This window comes from Liquorilactobacillus sucicola DSM 21376 = JCM 15457, from assembly GCF_000612445.1.
Taxonomy (GTDB): domain Bacteria; phylum Bacillota; class Bacilli; order Lactobacillales; family Lactobacillaceae; genus Liquorilactobacillus; species Liquorilactobacillus sucicola.
Map to the genome: position 1 here is coordinate 597,086 of NZ_BALC01000001.1, position 14,059 is coordinate 611,144.

Genomic DNA, 14,059 nt, shown 5'->3' on the forward strand with positions numbered 1-14,059 from the left:
TTCACCTCAATTTTCTATTTTAAAAAGTACTTGATCATATTCAACGACCGTCGCATTTTCAACTAGAACAGCAGCAATCGTCCCATCAGCAGGGGCCTTGACCTCATTCATCATTTTCATGGCTTCAATAATGGCGATAGTCTGGCCTTTCTTTACACGGTCCTTGACTTTGACGAAAGACGGTTTATCGGGTTCGGGTGAAAGGTACAACGTGCCAACTAATGGCGCTGTTACACGTATTTTTGTTTCGTCAATTTTTTTTGCTGTTTCTTCTTGAGAGGTTACATGTTTTTTTCTTGCACTATGTTCTATTCCAAGTGCTGTTGTACTTTTTTGTCTCTCCAGAACGACCTTTACATCTTTTTCTTCGAGTTCTAATCGATAAAGATCCGAGCCACTAAATAGCTTGATGAGACTTTCAATTTTTTTTATTTCCATTATGCAAACTCCCTTCCACTAGCTCTTTGAAACTAGCAGTTGTTCTATCTTCTGTGCCGTTTTACGCGCTGGACCAATCGGATAACGATATCGTTGCTTATTTAAGAATATTTTGAACTTTTTTAGTTCAGTTCGTTGTGCAAGAAATGCTGCTGTTGCTTCCTTAAAAGACACAACTTTGAAGCGTAACTGATGTTTATTATCCAACTGAACAAGTTTTCTAAGATCAGCCAAGACAACTGTAGCTATAACAGGATAGCCCCCCGTTGTTTGTCTATCTGTCAAAAGAACGATTGGAAGACCATCACGTGTAATCTGAATGTTCCCTAAGATTGTTCCCTCTGAAAGCATATTATTATCTGGAACGGGCAACCTTGTTCCGCTTAAGCGATACCCCATTCTGTCAGCTTGCTGAGAAATAACATATAGGTTTTCTCTAAACCTCTCTTGCGCCACAGCTGTAAAATTATTCCACTGTGGCCCCTTAACAACTCGTATTTCAACATCTTTTTTATTTTTAAGCATTTTTTCAGTCGAGAATTCACGGAATTGATAACTTGGCATTTTGAAACACTCATTTAAAGGAAGCCGATCTCCCCTTTGTAAAACACGACCTTTTAAACCACCCAATCTGAGCCTGACTGTCGTGGAGCGACTGTTCAAAATAGGTTTTGTGAAAAAACCGCCATTTGCAACGGCAACATACCCGTAGCGTCCAGAAGTCAGCGGTTTAAACATAAGAATCGAACCTGTCTCCACTCTATAAACCCTATTTAAAAATATTTGCTGACCATCTAATGTTGGGCATGATTCACCGCCCGTTATGGCAATAAAAGTTGTGCAGTAGAATCTGATTTTAGGCCCTAGCATGCAAAACTCTAATGTCGCTGCATTTTCCTCATTATCAACCAACACATTGGCTAGACGTTGTGCCATATTGTCGACCGCTCCTGAAACTGGGATGCCCTCTGCCTGATAGTTAGGACGTCCAAGATCTTGAATAGTAGTCGCTAAACCCCCATCTAATATTTCAACTGTTTTCAAAAAAATTCCCCCTGATCAAGCTCATTCAACTGATATTCACCGTCTAAATCAAGCTTTTGAATATAGTAAAAGTCTTTTTTGGAGATAGCCTTAAATCTGATATAATCTCCAGCAAAGTAACGAGGTTCAGGATGATTATAATCATACAGTTTAACCGGTGTACGCCCTATAAGTCTCCACCCGCCTGGTGCTTCTACGGGATACATACCTGTCTGTTTGCCTGCAATGGCAACACTACCGGCTGGAACCTTAGCACGTGGATTTCTCAGCCGTGGCATCGCAATTTTGCTTGGAACAGATCCCATATAGGCAAAACCTGGCATAAACCCCATCATGTAAATGAGATATGGCTCTTCTGTGTGAGTCCTAATCAACTCATCAAAAGTTGTTTTCCCATATTTAGATACAGCATCAAGATCCGGGCCAAACTCTTCGTCATAACAAACTGGAATCTCAATTACATGTTTTTTCCCCTCATTTTCTAAAAACGAGTGTTTTTCAATTATTGAAGTTATTTGCTTCGTTAATTCCGCATAATTAGTCTGAAAAATATCAAAGTTAACTGTTAAAGTATGGTAAGCAGGTATAATTCCTGTAATTCCTCCATCTTTTCCAATACTTTTCAATAAAGTGTGTGCTAATGAATGAATCAACCGATTTTCTTCTGCGTTGATTGTTGCTTCAAAAACAACGTTTAGTGCCTGTTCACCTACGGGTACAAATCGATACTCATACACCATACTTATTTCTCCCTTCTCTTAAAATTAAAATAAGGTTAGAAGTCAATGTTCACATTTTACACACACAAATAAATTACTGTCTACACTGTGAAAAAGATAATTTATCCTTTTTAAATAAAAATCAAGCGTTTACAAAGCTGTGATATACAATTATTCTTTGTTTTAATTATTTTAATATCCATATTTGTTTTCTTTCGAATCAAATATCCCTTATTTTTTTATTTTTTGATGATTCAATAAATGTTACAATATCACTAATCTTTTTCTAATAAAAAAAGATTTACGGTACCTACTCAGTGTTCGCTACAAAGGAGGAGATTATTTACCTTGAAAGTTATCTACATTACAGAGCCTATTGATCAAAGTGGTCTTGATTTTCTAAAAAAAGCTGGTTTTTCAACTTATGTTCGCCCACAAAATTTATCGATCTCAGAAAGTCAGACGCAAATAAATTTTCAGCAAGTTGTTGGTATGGTAATTCGTGCGCACAGACTCAGCATATCAGAATTAAAGCTGTTTCCAAATCTTGTGATCGTTGCCCGGCACGGTGTTGGTGTTGATAACCTGCCCTTAAAGTCATTAAAAGAACGCGGTATACGGCTCACCTATATCCCTGGACTGAATGCTAGTTCTGTTGCTGAACTAACATTGCTTCTCATTTTAAATTTGCTTAGAAAAATACCTGTCAACAAGAAATCGAATTCTTTTCCTGCGGGTTCATTGCTCGAGCATAAAAAAATCGGTTTAATCGGATATGGTAAAATTGCGCAAAAACTCAGTTCATATTTAAAACCTTTCGATATTGAATTGCTTGTTTATAACCACCGACCTAAAAGATTGGCTTATGGAACACAGGTCTCTCTTGAACATTTATTAACCGAGTCTGATGTCATCAGCATTCATATACCAGCTGTAAAAAACACAATTGATTTAATCAATGAAACAGCATTTAAAAGAATGAAAAAAAACGCTATTTTAATTAATACCGCACGTGGTTCAATTATTAATAGTGATGCTCTATACAAGGCATTACTTGATAAAAAAATAGCTGGAGCAGCAGTTGATGTATTCGAGCCAGGTCAAATATATACCTTGCAAGACTTTTCAAAATTTGCTAATTTTATTATCACCCCGCATATCGGTGCGGATACAAACGAAACATTACGTGTTTCTTCAATGCGATGCGCGAAAGAAATTCAGCTTTTTTTTGAAGGCCAAAAACCGATTAAGTCTTATTTTTAATACGTGTCTGCAAACCTCTATTTTGAAATTACCAACACATTAATTCGTATATTTTAACTAAAAAGGAGCTGGGGTCAAAAAAACACCTCCAGAGTTAAAGTTGTTACTTTAACTTGGGGGCCTCATTTAACCTAGCTCCTTCATTTTTTGTATAACCGTGACCATATACGTAAGTCAGTCAAAATTCTTCGTCTAACTCGAATTTTACTGGCTTCGCACAGCTTTTTGAATCCTGCATTATGCAGTCCATATGTTCCAACCATTAAGTCTTTTCAAATACTTATCCTGTTACTTATCTTTTCGTCAATTATTAACGATATGAATGTAACATCAGTGCAAGTAACCTATACGTATAAGTTCTTTTTGAATGATACTTTTCTATTATTTTATTAAGTTTAGCACCATTATCTGTGATAATACCGTTGACCCCCATACTTAGATCACCATACATCGAAAGGCTGCGATTAACAGTCCAAGTGTAAACACCCTTATGCTGCCTTTGTGCATCCCTTATGAAATCATCATTTAAGGTGCTGTACTCAACTGAGTAAAAATTTGCGGCTGATTTGGGAACACCAAGGACATTAAAAGGCAGAATGTATCCAACTTTCAGTTGCGGCATCCTTCGTTTGAGCTCATAAACTGTCCTATAATCAAGGGAGTGAACAGCGTCATGATGATGCAGCAATTTTTCCCCATACTTATTTACAAAAACATCCAACATGTTTTTCGAATCATACTTACTTACCTTGATCTCTACAATCAGCGGCTGGTGTATTTTATGCGCTATATCCAGATATTTATCAAAACTAACAAGTTTGGCTGTATGGTTTCCTTCACGTGCAGTCAACCTCGTCGCCTGTTTCAAGGTAAGCTTTTGCGCTACCAGTTTTTTACCGGTTAAGTTTTTTTAAATCTGAATCATGGCTCACTACAAATCTATGATCCTTTGTTTCTTGAATATCCATTTCTGTGTAATAAGGTTTAGCACTTTGATGTGTTTTCTTCAATGCACTTATAGAATTTTGTAATGCATTATCCCCATCTACTCCTCTATGCGCAATAACAAGCGGTTCATTACGATTTGGCTGCCGCATAAGCTTATAGTTAGTTTGTATCCGAATAACTAAGAGAATTATAAAGCCGCTCAAAAGAAGAGTTTCCAGCATTCGATACTTTCTTTGATGTACAGCTTGAACTAGTTTTAAATCTTTCCCTTTTAACTTTAACTGCTGCTCCCTTTTTAGAAATAGTAGAATAATTTGCATCGATCCGCTAATAACAATTGCTGATGTTGTTAATCGTACAAACCATGCAATAGTTGAAAGAAGTGTTGCAGAGTATAGCGCCAATCCGCTCCAAACTTGTTCAATCCCCCATTGAACGGTCAATAGAACCGAATAAAGCAGCACATTAAAAGCTAATGCCGTTAAAAATAACGTTACAAAAGATGCAACTAATCTCCAGAAGTGTTTCTTACTCAAACTAAGTGACTGCTGGATAGCTTGTTTCAGGGGTAACTGCTGTAAGATCATCAAGGGCAATGCAAATAATAATCTCACTCCGAGATAAATTAAAATTGTATATAGCAACACCAGTAGTGTAACAAAAATACGTCGCTCCTTAAAAATATAATCTAAAATAAAAATTGGGATCTTGATTTTGGAAAGTAATTCAGAAGTATAACCCGTTCCGCTAAATGGCAGAATTAGTAAAAAATAAAATAGAAAGAAAAATATTTTTGTTGAAAAAACCGCCGTTGCTTCTTTAAAACTATGGCGCAGCATAGCATAAGTTGAAAAATTCTTTTGCTCAGTATAACTGTAACTGCTGAGCAAAAGAAATGTATATTCAAAATACGCCGCATATAGCAGCAAAACGATAAATAAAGTCCCACCTGCCAGAGTCAAGTACGAGAACTGAGACATAAAATAACTGTACTCATCAGCATCAAATAACCAATTACCGCATACGACCAATGCAGGTATTACGATAAAAAGGATAAACATATTCGCCACTAAAATATTGCTTAAATATGTCTTTCTTCCCTTATTGCCGCCTTTTCGTCCAAGATTCACCTTGTCACATCCCTTTTTCCTCTACGACTCAATTCCATTACATATTCTACTAGAAAAAAAACAGTCTTCAAGTTGAACTTGTATAATGTCAAAGAATTCTGAGGGAAAAGTCAATTTGAACTACTTTTGGTACTAAAAAAGTTTTAGTTTTCAAGGAGTAGTGCCTGGTAAGGCAATAACGTAAGTCCATTTTTACTTATTTGCACATGTTGTTGGTTATTCAATACTATGTTTTGCCCAAAATTTCGCAACGATTGTTTTTCATTACTTAAATTAACTAAAACTGTAATTTTACTATCAGTGAGAACCCGTTCGTAAGCAATTACGGTCGACGGTACATCCTTAACTTCTAGAAGTTCACCATCAGCAAAAACACTTTGGAATTCTTCCTTCTTTCTTAACTGACTCATTTTACGATAGTAGTTTAAAACAGAATCAGAGTTCTGATTTTCTACTTTTACATTGATTCCTTTTCTATCATTTCCCATTTTCAACCATGGTATAGCTTGTGAAAATCCACCGAACTTTTCATCAGTCCATTGCATCGGAGTACGCGCATTATCCCTTGATTTAGAATTTACTATTTTCAAAGCTTCCGCTTGCGAATAACCTTCACTAAGAGCCATTTTGTAATTGTTGATTGAAGAAACATCATTGAACTCATTAATGCTTTTGCGTTCAAAATTTTTCATTCCTAGTTCTTGACCTTGATAAATAAACGGTGTCCCTGGTAGGAAATAATACATTGTTGCTAAAGCCTTAGCAGCTGTAGGAGTTTGGTCAGCAGAATTTTTGATTAATTTCGATAATACCCTAGGCTGATCATGGTTTTCCAAAACATTGGCAGACCATCCATTAACTCTTTTAACTGCACGCTGACTATTAAAAAGTGTAGTTTTCAAGGTTTTAATATTCCAATCTGTCTTTCCGCGATACCATTCATCAGCGCTTTTAACTTCGATATTCATATAGCTAAAATCAAAAATCATTGAGAAGTAACCATCTGGACCAATGTACTTTTCTAAATCCTTCTCTGGAACACCATATGCTTCTCCAACAGTTAGTGCATTATACTTATCAAAAGTCTCACGTTTTAATTCATCCAAAAACAAATCTAGCCCTGGACGATTTTGGCCCTTTTTAACTACAGCTGCTAGTCCATCATTCCCATCTGCTGGTATACTTGCCCAATCAAGATCTTTCTTAAGGTGCGTGATTGCATCAATTCTGAAACCAGCTATCCCTTTTTCAAGCCACCAGTTAATCATCTTATAAATTTGTTTCCGCAAAATCGGGTTTTCCCAATTCAAATCTGGTTGTTGAGGTGCAAAAGTATGGAAGTAATACGTTCCCGGTTCGTTTTTGACTTCGGTCCACGTTGATCCTCCGAAAATTGAGCGCCAATTATTCGGCTTTTTTCCATCTTTTGTAGTTTTAAAAATATAGTAATCGCGGTAAGGACTGGTTGGGGATTCAAGTGCTTTTTTAAACCACTCATGCTGATCTGAAGTGTGATTTACCACAAGATCCATAATAATCTTGAGGTTTCTCTTTTTAGCTTCTCGCAAAAGTTTATCAAAATCTTCCATTGTCCCGAATTGCGGATCAATGTCCTGATAATCTGAAATATCATACCCCATATCGACCATTGGCGACTTGTAAACAGGTGAGATCCAGATCGTGGTTGCACCCAGAGTTTTGATATAATCAAGGTGTGCAATAATTCCCTGTAGATCACCAATGCCGTCATTGTTCGTATCCTGAAAAGACCTTGGATATATTTGATAGATTACGTCTTTGTTCCACCAGTGTTTATTATTCGTGTTTTCCATATTAAAAAGCCTCCATTACTATTCTTAGCAGTATCTATGTGTTAAGATACGCTTTCCACAATCGTTTACAGTTACAGTGTAACTTTTTTTAGCTCTTTTGTAAACGATTGCAAAAAAATGTTAGTTAGTCATAACTGAGTCCGATTAAAAACATCTCCAAAGTCAACACAGCAGTTAACTTTAGAGATGTTTTTATGATTAGAATATTTGCTGCCTCGCGTAGTAACTAAAAATATTTTACACAGTCATAAATTCGCAAGAACTGTACATTGCCTGTTTACTTGATAAAGTACGCAAGAAAAATGCATAGAGTTCCAGCGAAATATCATTCTAAATTAAATAAACTTTTTTAAATGGATGCCACCATTATTTCAACTGGTTTCAAATAAAAACTAAGGTAGAGAACCAAATGCTATGTGTCCAGGTGAGAATTCTTGGTTGTTTCTGTCATTTTGAAGTAAACAAGTAAGCTAACTAAGATTGCCGCCGAAACGTAGTAGAAAAACCATGATTCGTGCTGAATACTCTTTAACCATAGCGCAATATATTCGACAGTTCCACCAAAAATAGCAACCGTCAATCCATAAGGGAATCCAACACCTAGGGCTCGTATCTCAGTTGGAAACAGTTCTGCTTTTACGATTGCATTAATCGATGTATACCCACTAACAATCAATAATCCTGCCAACATTAATAAAAAAGCAGCTATAGGATTATCAAAAGCTTTCAAACCCTTAAAAATTGGTACCGTCAATAATGTTCCCATAACACCAAACCAATACAACAACGGTTTGCGGCCAACTTTGTCAGAAATATATCCAAATAGAGGCTGCAAAAGCATGAAAATAAACAGTGCCCCAAAATTTATCAAGGCAACTGTATGCGGTGATAAATCTAGTGTGTTGACCATGTACTTTTGCATATAAGTTGTATAAGTGTAAAAAGCGATTGTTCCACCAAAAGTCAAACCGATAACTGTCAATACCTGTTTAGGGTATTTGGCTAACAAGCTTAAAGTTCCTTTAGGACTTGATTTCCTCGCTGTTTTTCTATATTGAATTGTTTCATCCATTGATAAGCGCAAATACAAAACGATTATTGCACCTATTGCACCCAAAATAAATGGAATACGCCATCCCCATGACCTTAGCTGCGCATCTGCTAAGTAAGTTTGCAAAATTATTTGAATTAAAAGTGCCAGCAACTGTCCGCTGATTAAAGTAACATATTGAAAAGATGCATAGAATCCACGCCTTTTTGGCCCAGCCATCTCTGACAGATAAGTCGCAGAAATACCGTACTCCCCTCCCAGTGAAAGACCTTGGATCATTCTGATTAAAACTAGAATAACAGGAGACATGATGCCAATTGTCTGATAAGTTGGAACAAGCGCGATCAGTAATGAACCAACTGCCATAATACTGACAGAAAGTGTCAAAGCTGAGCGACGTCCATGCTGATCGGCATATTTTCCCATTACAAAACTACCGAAAGGTCTCATTAAGAAACCAATAGCAAAAACTGCTGCTGTACTTAAAAGTTCGGCGGTCTGATTATTGCTAGGAAAAAATGCTCCTGCAAAGTAAATTGAAAAAGATGCATATATGTACCAATCAAACCACTCCACCATGTTTCCAAGAGAACCCTTTACGATATTACTAGTTATACGGTGTTTATTATTCAATCTATCGCCTTCAATTACCATTTTTTAATCATTATCTAATTTATATTTAATAATACATCAGATATGTCTCTCTGTAAACAGATTACTGGTAACAACATAAAAATAGCGTGATTTCGTTAGCTACTGTCCTAATTTTTTTAAGATACTAAACTCTCCAACGAGTACTTTCCTTGTTTATTGTTATTGTCTTTCCGAAATATTCATTTTTTGCCATGTTGTCCTTTCCTCACATGTCAGCATTTCATCTTTAAAAGTTAATTTTTTAGCTATTTTCTGCAATTGCTCTCCTTCGTTTTCTTTTCCATTTTCTAGATACAGATTGCCTAACTCTGCTAACGCATCAATATCAGTATTCTCCCTTACTGCATTAGTAAACCACTGTACAGCTACTTCAAAGTTCATTAATTCATGGTACAGACACCCCATATAATAAGCAGCCTTTTGGTTTCCGGACCTATAAGCTTGTATAAAAAACTTTTCCGCTTTTTCATATTCGCATATATTTTTGTGCAGCAAACCCATGCCGTTGAATCCGCTTGTAATCCCTTGATCGATTTGAAATTGATAAATACTCTCCGCCATCTCATAGTCTGAACAATAAAGGCAAATATTTCCAAACTCTTGTAAATACAAAGAACCATTTTCCCTGTTCGAAATAAACATCTTTTTTAATTTTTCCATTGTCCTCAAATTATCATTTCTGACATTATTTACGACTTTGGCTAAATACATAAACTCCTTAGTTTCGTTTTTTAGTGAACTATTCAGATAAACTTTGACAGCTTCTTCAAAGTTAAACATTTCAAAATAATACTCTGGACAAAGATCAGCAATTATTTCACGTATGTTATCGAAACCTACATGCTTGATTTTTTCTTTTTCTTTGAATGCATATTTAATATTCATTTGTTGCTGAAATTGACAATTTAGTTTTTTAAAAATCTTTCTTCTATTCATTTTTTTCATCCTTTCACAAATCAGCCTTCTTTTAGTAAATACGCATTTTAAAATATTTTTTTCTTGAACTATAAAATTATTTTTCAGTTTGGCAGACAAGTTCAATTCTTAAGCTATTTTTTACTTTTATATGTTGAATTTCATGTATAATCAAAGCACAACCTAAAATTGAGAGGTGATTATGTGAAACCCTTTAGGTTTGTAAAACTAATATTTTTAGGTGTGTTTATTTTTTATTGTTTCCAAAGTCCCCCAGATATTGAGTATGGGAAAAAATGGCTGGGCAATAAAGTTGAACAAGTTACATCGCTTTTAGAAGCACCACAAAAGGTCCCTCTGCAGGAACCATCCTCATCTGGAGAAGATCCTCATTCTACGGACAGTTCCGGCGATTCGACCAGCCCAGCAGATGGGCAAACCGATTCATATGGTTCCTCTTCCTCCACATCCTCGAGCACCACTTCTGATTCAGCAACCGTACATGGAGCCGTTTGGGCTAAAAATAACGCTAGTGTTTATTTTGATATTCTTGAAAACGTATCTTCTGAATATCGTCATGTATGGGAAAAAGCCCTTAATAACTGGAATAGTTTCAAAATATTCACGTTGACCCCAACTAATGATAAAACTCAAGCAGATATTATTTTGACCACCGAAAATCAAAATAATACTGCCCAGGCTGGTGTGGCTGAGACAAAAATGCTGATCAATCCTTTAACTGGCAAAAAGGTGATAACACATGCGTTGCTAAACTGAATCTCTATTACCTTGATCATTACTCAACCGAACGTAAAATCAATACCGCTGAACATGAATTAGGCCATGCGATGGGATTGGATCACGTTACTGATCATGCCTCAGTAATGCAACCCCAAGGCTCCGAATACGGTATTCAACAGTTTGATGTTGATCGTCTTAAACAGTTGTACAAGTAAACTCAAGACTTGTATTTCAACAAAAACTATCAATAATTGCAGCAATGCTGTTTTGTTGATAGTTTTTTTGTGTCATTTATTCACAAATACCCTAAGAATTCAACAATTCATTACTGAAAACGCTATCTATCATTCTAGAGCTTAGTAATATGTTTAAGAGAAAGACAGCTTTCTAGGAATTTAAAGGGGAATATTTTTATGATAAAAGCAATTTATATGCCAAAGTTAAATTCCAAATCAGATCAGTATTTCTTTGGAAACTGCTCCAAAAACTCTGGAGATGATGTGAAAAAAGGTCGTATTTTGCTTGAAGTGGAAACCGATAAAGTAGTTAGGTAAGTTGCGAGTCAGGAAAATGGCATCTTAAAAGAACAAAGAGTTAAGACTGGTCAAACTGTTACTGTTGGAGAGCTTGTTGCAACAATTGAAGTTACACAAAGTTGAAGTAGCGGCTCCTATAAAGCAAAAGAAGAACTCATGACGGTTACAGAAAATGATTACACTATCTGTAACATCACTTGATGCGCGCTAAATTTTTGCCTTAGAATACTACCTAATGACTGAAAAAAAGTTTGTTGCTCCAATTTTATCCTCTATTCAACTAACCGGTAACAAAACCTCAATAAAAAATTAAACGCTCAACCCAATGATTATTTATGGAAGGATGTGTGGCATAAATGAAGTGCCTTATCTGGAATAATAAAGGCGTTGGATAAAACATTAACTTTTGGGGTATACCATATTTGGACTCAGCTTCTTCTGCGTTTAATTAAGTTCTATGTCCCCAAAACTAATTTTGGGGCATGTTGTCAAATGTCTCACTGAAACTGGTTAGGCTTTTGCCGTGATTAAAATCTTTTCATGTAAACTATCATTGTGACCTTATTTCACTTAGGATAAGACTGAAATACGCAAACTAACGTGCTTCAATAATCAAGGCTTTTTCGCTTAGCTCCAAGACTACTTCCCCGTCAAAGTCAATCAGTTAACTAAATAAGCTCCGTTTAAGCATATTTTATTAATGTTTACAGGTTATTTATTATGTTTTCCCATAATTACTTTAGTGCTTTTTGTCCTTTAAACATGCTATCATTTATATATAATAGAAAAAGATACATATTCTTATTTAAATAAGCGAGGTAAATAGATGAATTTTGATTGGAAATACGGCTTGATTAGTAACATCCCATACTTGTTGCTGCTCATTATCGGTGCAGCAAGTTTTTCTTCTAGCATAATCAATACTTCTCATTCTTACTTTTTACTCATTGGGATTGCAATTGCAATCATCTTACTTTATTACTTTTTTTGGGAGCGCCCTTTCTTTCGTGAGCATCCTGCGTATAAACCCGCCAATCGCCAAATCACACGATTAGGGTGGCTTATCACAGCGATTGGCTGCGGTGCAATCTTACTGTTAATCGGTATTTCAAGTCAAAATAATTTTCTTCTTATTTGGCCAATTTTTACATTGACTATTTTTATCAGAGATTCGCTATCACGTGCCAAATATAAACAATAACATTTTTACCACAATAGAAATTTGACCTCATATACCGTATTAATATTACTAATAAGCCATCTGACTGCAGCAAAATTGACTATTTTGCGCGGTCTTTTTTTGACCGCTCTTTTATAAAGCTCACTGCAAGTTTTTGCGCTAAAACAGAATTATTTGGCTACCCTCATTTTTTTAGGAATGCCTGAAAAAATGTGCTATAATTATAGTGGAATTTATTAACGATGACATTTATTAGAACATCACTGCATGGTAGTACAACTATGAAAGGACTGGTTAAAATCTCAACAAAAACAAAAAGAGTTGTTTCGCTCCTTATTCTAGCCATTGCATTAGTAGGGCTGTTCATTTTTTCAGGCGCGATTCTTGCTAAAATAGTTTTCGTCCTTTCCTTAGCGATTTGCGTTTTGACTATGCCTGAAACTATCTTTCAAAAATCCGCGGGTAAGCGTGCCGCGTTGCGGAAAGTTAGATACCAGAAAAAGTAATCATTGTCATTTGTCTATTATTGCCAACAGTAATAGAAACTCTACTAGCTGGTAGGCTTTGAGCAATTTAAATTAAATAGGAATTTTACCTAAGAGAACTTATTCAGCTACAAAAAATATGGGGACCGGATCAAACTTTGGCTTTGACCCAGTTCCCATATTTTTATTAAGATTTTTTGCTACCCTTTCTTCGACCAGCTTCAGTTACTTAAACTTAGCCATCGCTGACATCATTTCTTCAAGTTTTTCTTCCCAATCTGAAGCCTTAACGATTCCACTGGCACCACCTGTCCCATCTGCTCCCCATGTCAACATCTTTGAAACATCGTCTGCATCATCTACACCCGCAGCTGCAATAACTGCAATCTTAGGGTCAACAGAATGAACGGCTGCAATTGCTTGTTTAACATAACTTTCGTCACTTGTACTACCAGACCCGACCAGATCTGCTGGTTCACAAATCATTATATCTGGATGCATTTCCGCAATCGCACGGCATTGCTCGAAACTATCAGCACACGCAATACTCAACATTCCTAATTTTCGAGCACGCTTTATACTATTATCCAGCTCCGAAACCGTTAAGGGATCTTCAGAATGATTCAGAACTACGGCATCCGTCCCATAATAACTAAGTGCTTCTGGCAAAACTGTTCCCAGCTTGCCTGGAGCAACGTCATCCATGTGTTGAGCCGTAATGATTAAATTGCTAGTGTTCTTCTTAAGGATAGGAATATCAATCTGTTGGCTAGTAAAGAGGCTGTCGAGCCCATACTTATTCGCTATCTTTTCTGTTAATTTGGCTAACTTGAGAACATCATCACCATAAACGTAAGTTTTAGGATTTACCATAAAAAGCGGTTTTCTAAATTTTTTCATCAAGTCACTCCTCATTTTTTCACTTCAAAGCTCTAATAGGTCTTTCTACCTACATCTTCAATTGTAACGGGTTCTCATTGTATTGCAAGCGATCACAATCAAAGGCAACGTGTTAGCTTAAATGACTGCCACAAAAACAAAGTGAACCTCTAAGGTTGGATTGGATGCCAACTTAGCAGGTTCACTTCAGAAACAGCCACTGCTGTATTTTTTAATTGAGCTT

The 14,059-nt window shown here is 36.1% G+C and carries 15 protein-coding genes; 6 read left to right on the forward strand and 9 right to left on the reverse strand.

Annotated elements, in window-relative coordinates; translation table 11 throughout:
- Positions 1-6: 6 nt before the first annotated feature.
- From accB to pxpB, 3 genes are read right to left on the reverse strand one after another with little or no spacing between them, the layout of a single operon-like run.
- Positions 7-438: an acetyl-CoA carboxylase biotin carboxyl carrier protein gene (accB, locus tag JCM15457_RS02990; protein WP_034987318.1), complete on the reverse strand. Its 432-nt coding sequence runs from the start codon at positions 436-438 to the stop codon at positions 7-9.
- Positions 439-456: 18 nt separating this feature from the next.
- A complete protein-coding gene (locus JCM15457_RS02995) occupies positions 457-1,482 on the reverse strand; it encodes a 5-oxoprolinase subunit C family protein (RefSeq protein ID WP_034987319.1) in 1,026 nt (341 codons plus the stop codon).
- Positions 1,479-2,222 (reverse strand): 5-oxoprolinase subunit PxpB, encoded by a 744-nt coding sequence (gene pxpB, locus JCM15457_RS03000; protein WP_034987320.1) that lies wholly within the window; start codon positions 2,220-2,222, stop codon positions 1,479-1,481. The genes JCM15457_RS02995 and pxpB overlap by 4 nt, the downstream gene beginning before the upstream one ends.
- A gap of 327 nt (positions 2,223-2,549) precedes the next feature.
- Between pxpB and JCM15457_RS03005 the strand changes: the two genes are divergently transcribed.
- Positions 2,550-3,464 (forward strand): NAD(P)-dependent oxidoreductase, encoded by a 915-nt coding sequence (locus JCM15457_RS03005; RefSeq protein WP_034987322.1) that lies wholly within the window; start codon positions 2,550-2,552, stop codon positions 3,462-3,464.
- A 310-nt stretch (positions 3,465-3,774) separates the two neighbouring features.
- Here the strand turns inward: JCM15457_RS03005 and JCM15457_RS03010 are convergent, their stop codons facing one another.
- The 5 genes from JCM15457_RS03010 to JCM15457_RS03030 all read right to left on the reverse strand — a co-directional run bounded on the left by JCM15457_RS03010 (position 3,775) and on the right by JCM15457_RS03030 (position 10,114).
- Positions 3,775-4,314 (reverse strand): glycerophosphodiester phosphodiesterase family protein, encoded by a 540-nt coding sequence (locus JCM15457_RS03010; RefSeq protein ID WP_034987324.1) that lies wholly within the window; start codon positions 4,312-4,314, stop codon positions 3,775-3,777.
- A gap of 43 nt (positions 4,315-4,357) precedes the next feature.
- Positions 4,358-5,542 (reverse strand): glycerophosphoryl diester phosphodiesterase membrane domain-containing protein, encoded by a 1,185-nt coding sequence (locus tag JCM15457_RS03015; protein ID WP_034987325.1) that lies wholly within the window; start codon positions 5,540-5,542, stop codon positions 4,358-4,360.
- 143 nt (positions 5,543-5,685) lie between these two features.
- The gene (locus JCM15457_RS03020) at positions 5,686-7,374 is read right to left on the reverse strand and encodes an alpha-glucosidase (protein ID WP_034987326.1); all 1,689 of its coding nucleotides are present in this window, start codon (positions 7,372-7,374) and stop codon (positions 5,686-5,688) included.
- 412 nt (positions 7,375-7,786) lie between these two features.
- Positions 7,787-9,058 (reverse strand): MFS transporter, encoded by a 1,272-nt coding sequence (locus tag JCM15457_RS03025; RefSeq protein ID WP_420836014.1) that lies wholly within the window; start codon positions 9,056-9,058, stop codon positions 7,787-7,789.
- A gap of 180 nt (positions 9,059-9,238) precedes the next feature.
- Positions 9,239-10,114: a tetratricopeptide repeat protein gene (locus JCM15457_RS03030; protein WP_152537259.1), complete on the reverse strand. Its 876-nt coding sequence runs from the start codon at positions 10,112-10,114 to the stop codon at positions 9,239-9,241.
- Positions 10,115-10,198: 84 nt separating this feature from the next.
- Between JCM15457_RS03030 and JCM15457_RS12310 the strand changes: the two genes are divergently transcribed.
- The 5 genes from JCM15457_RS12310 (at position 10,199) to JCM15457_RS03050 (ending at position 12,957) form a co-directional block, all read left to right on the forward strand.
- The gene (locus JCM15457_RS12310; RefSeq protein WP_051993256.1) at positions 10,199-10,771 is read left to right on the forward strand and encodes a zinc metalloprotease; all 573 of its coding nucleotides are present in this window, start codon (positions 10,199-10,201) and stop codon (positions 10,769-10,771) included.
- Complete coding sequence (locus JCM15457_RS12580) at positions 10,768-10,950, forward strand: matrixin family metalloprotease (protein WP_369384602.1); 183 nt, start codon at positions 10,768-10,770, stop codon at positions 10,948-10,950. The genes JCM15457_RS12310 and JCM15457_RS12580 overlap by 4 nt, the downstream gene beginning before the upstream one ends.
- Before the next feature lie 198 nt (positions 10,951-11,148).
- A complete protein-coding gene (locus JCM15457_RS12320) occupies positions 11,149-11,289 on the forward strand; it encodes a biotin/lipoyl-containing protein (protein WP_235725529.1) in 141 nt (46 codons plus the stop codon).
- A gap of 808 nt (positions 11,290-12,097) precedes the next feature.
- Entirely contained in the window at positions 12,098-12,472 is a 375-nt protein-coding gene (locus JCM15457_RS03045) for a hypothetical protein (protein WP_034987332.1), read from the forward strand.
- A 221-nt stretch (positions 12,473-12,693) separates the two neighbouring features.
- Positions 12,694-12,957, forward strand: a complete 264-nt coding sequence (locus tag JCM15457_RS03050) for a hypothetical protein (protein WP_034987333.1) — start codon at positions 12,694-12,696, stop codon at positions 12,955-12,957.
- Between the two features lie 204 nt (positions 12,958-13,161).
- Here the strand turns inward: JCM15457_RS03050 and JCM15457_RS03055 are convergent, their stop codons facing one another.
- Positions 13,162-13,836 (reverse strand): triose-phosphate isomerase, encoded by a 675-nt coding sequence (locus JCM15457_RS03055; RefSeq protein WP_034987336.1) that lies wholly within the window; start codon positions 13,834-13,836, stop codon positions 13,162-13,164.
- Positions 13,837-14,059 lie beyond the last annotated feature (223 nt).

Coding starts and splice junctions, on each gene's coding strand:
- JCM15457_RS12320 (WP_235725529.1), top strand. CDS start 11,149: ATGATAAAAGCAATTTATATGCCAAAGTTAAATTCCAAATCAGATCAG.
- pxpB (WP_034987320.1), bottom strand. CDS start 2,222: ATGGTGTATGAGTATCGATTTGTACCCGTAGGTGAACAGGCACTAAAC.
- JCM15457_RS03050 (WP_034987333.1), top strand. CDS start 12,694: ATGACATTTATTAGAACATCACTGCATGGTAGTACAACTATGAAAGGA.
- JCM15457_RS03055 (WP_034987336.1), bottom strand. CDS start 13,836: ATGAAAAAATTTAGAAAACCGCTTTTTATGGTAAATCCTAAAACTTAC.
- JCM15457_RS03020 (WP_034987326.1), bottom strand. CDS start 7,374: ATGGAAAACACGAATAATAAACACTGGTGGAACAAAGACGTAATCTAT.
- accB (WP_034987318.1), bottom strand. CDS start 438: ATGGAAATAAAAAAAATTGAAAGTCTCATCAAGCTATTTAGTGGCTCG.
- JCM15457_RS03045 (WP_034987332.1), top strand. CDS start 12,098: ATGAATTTTGATTGGAAATACGGCTTGATTAGTAACATCCCATACTTG.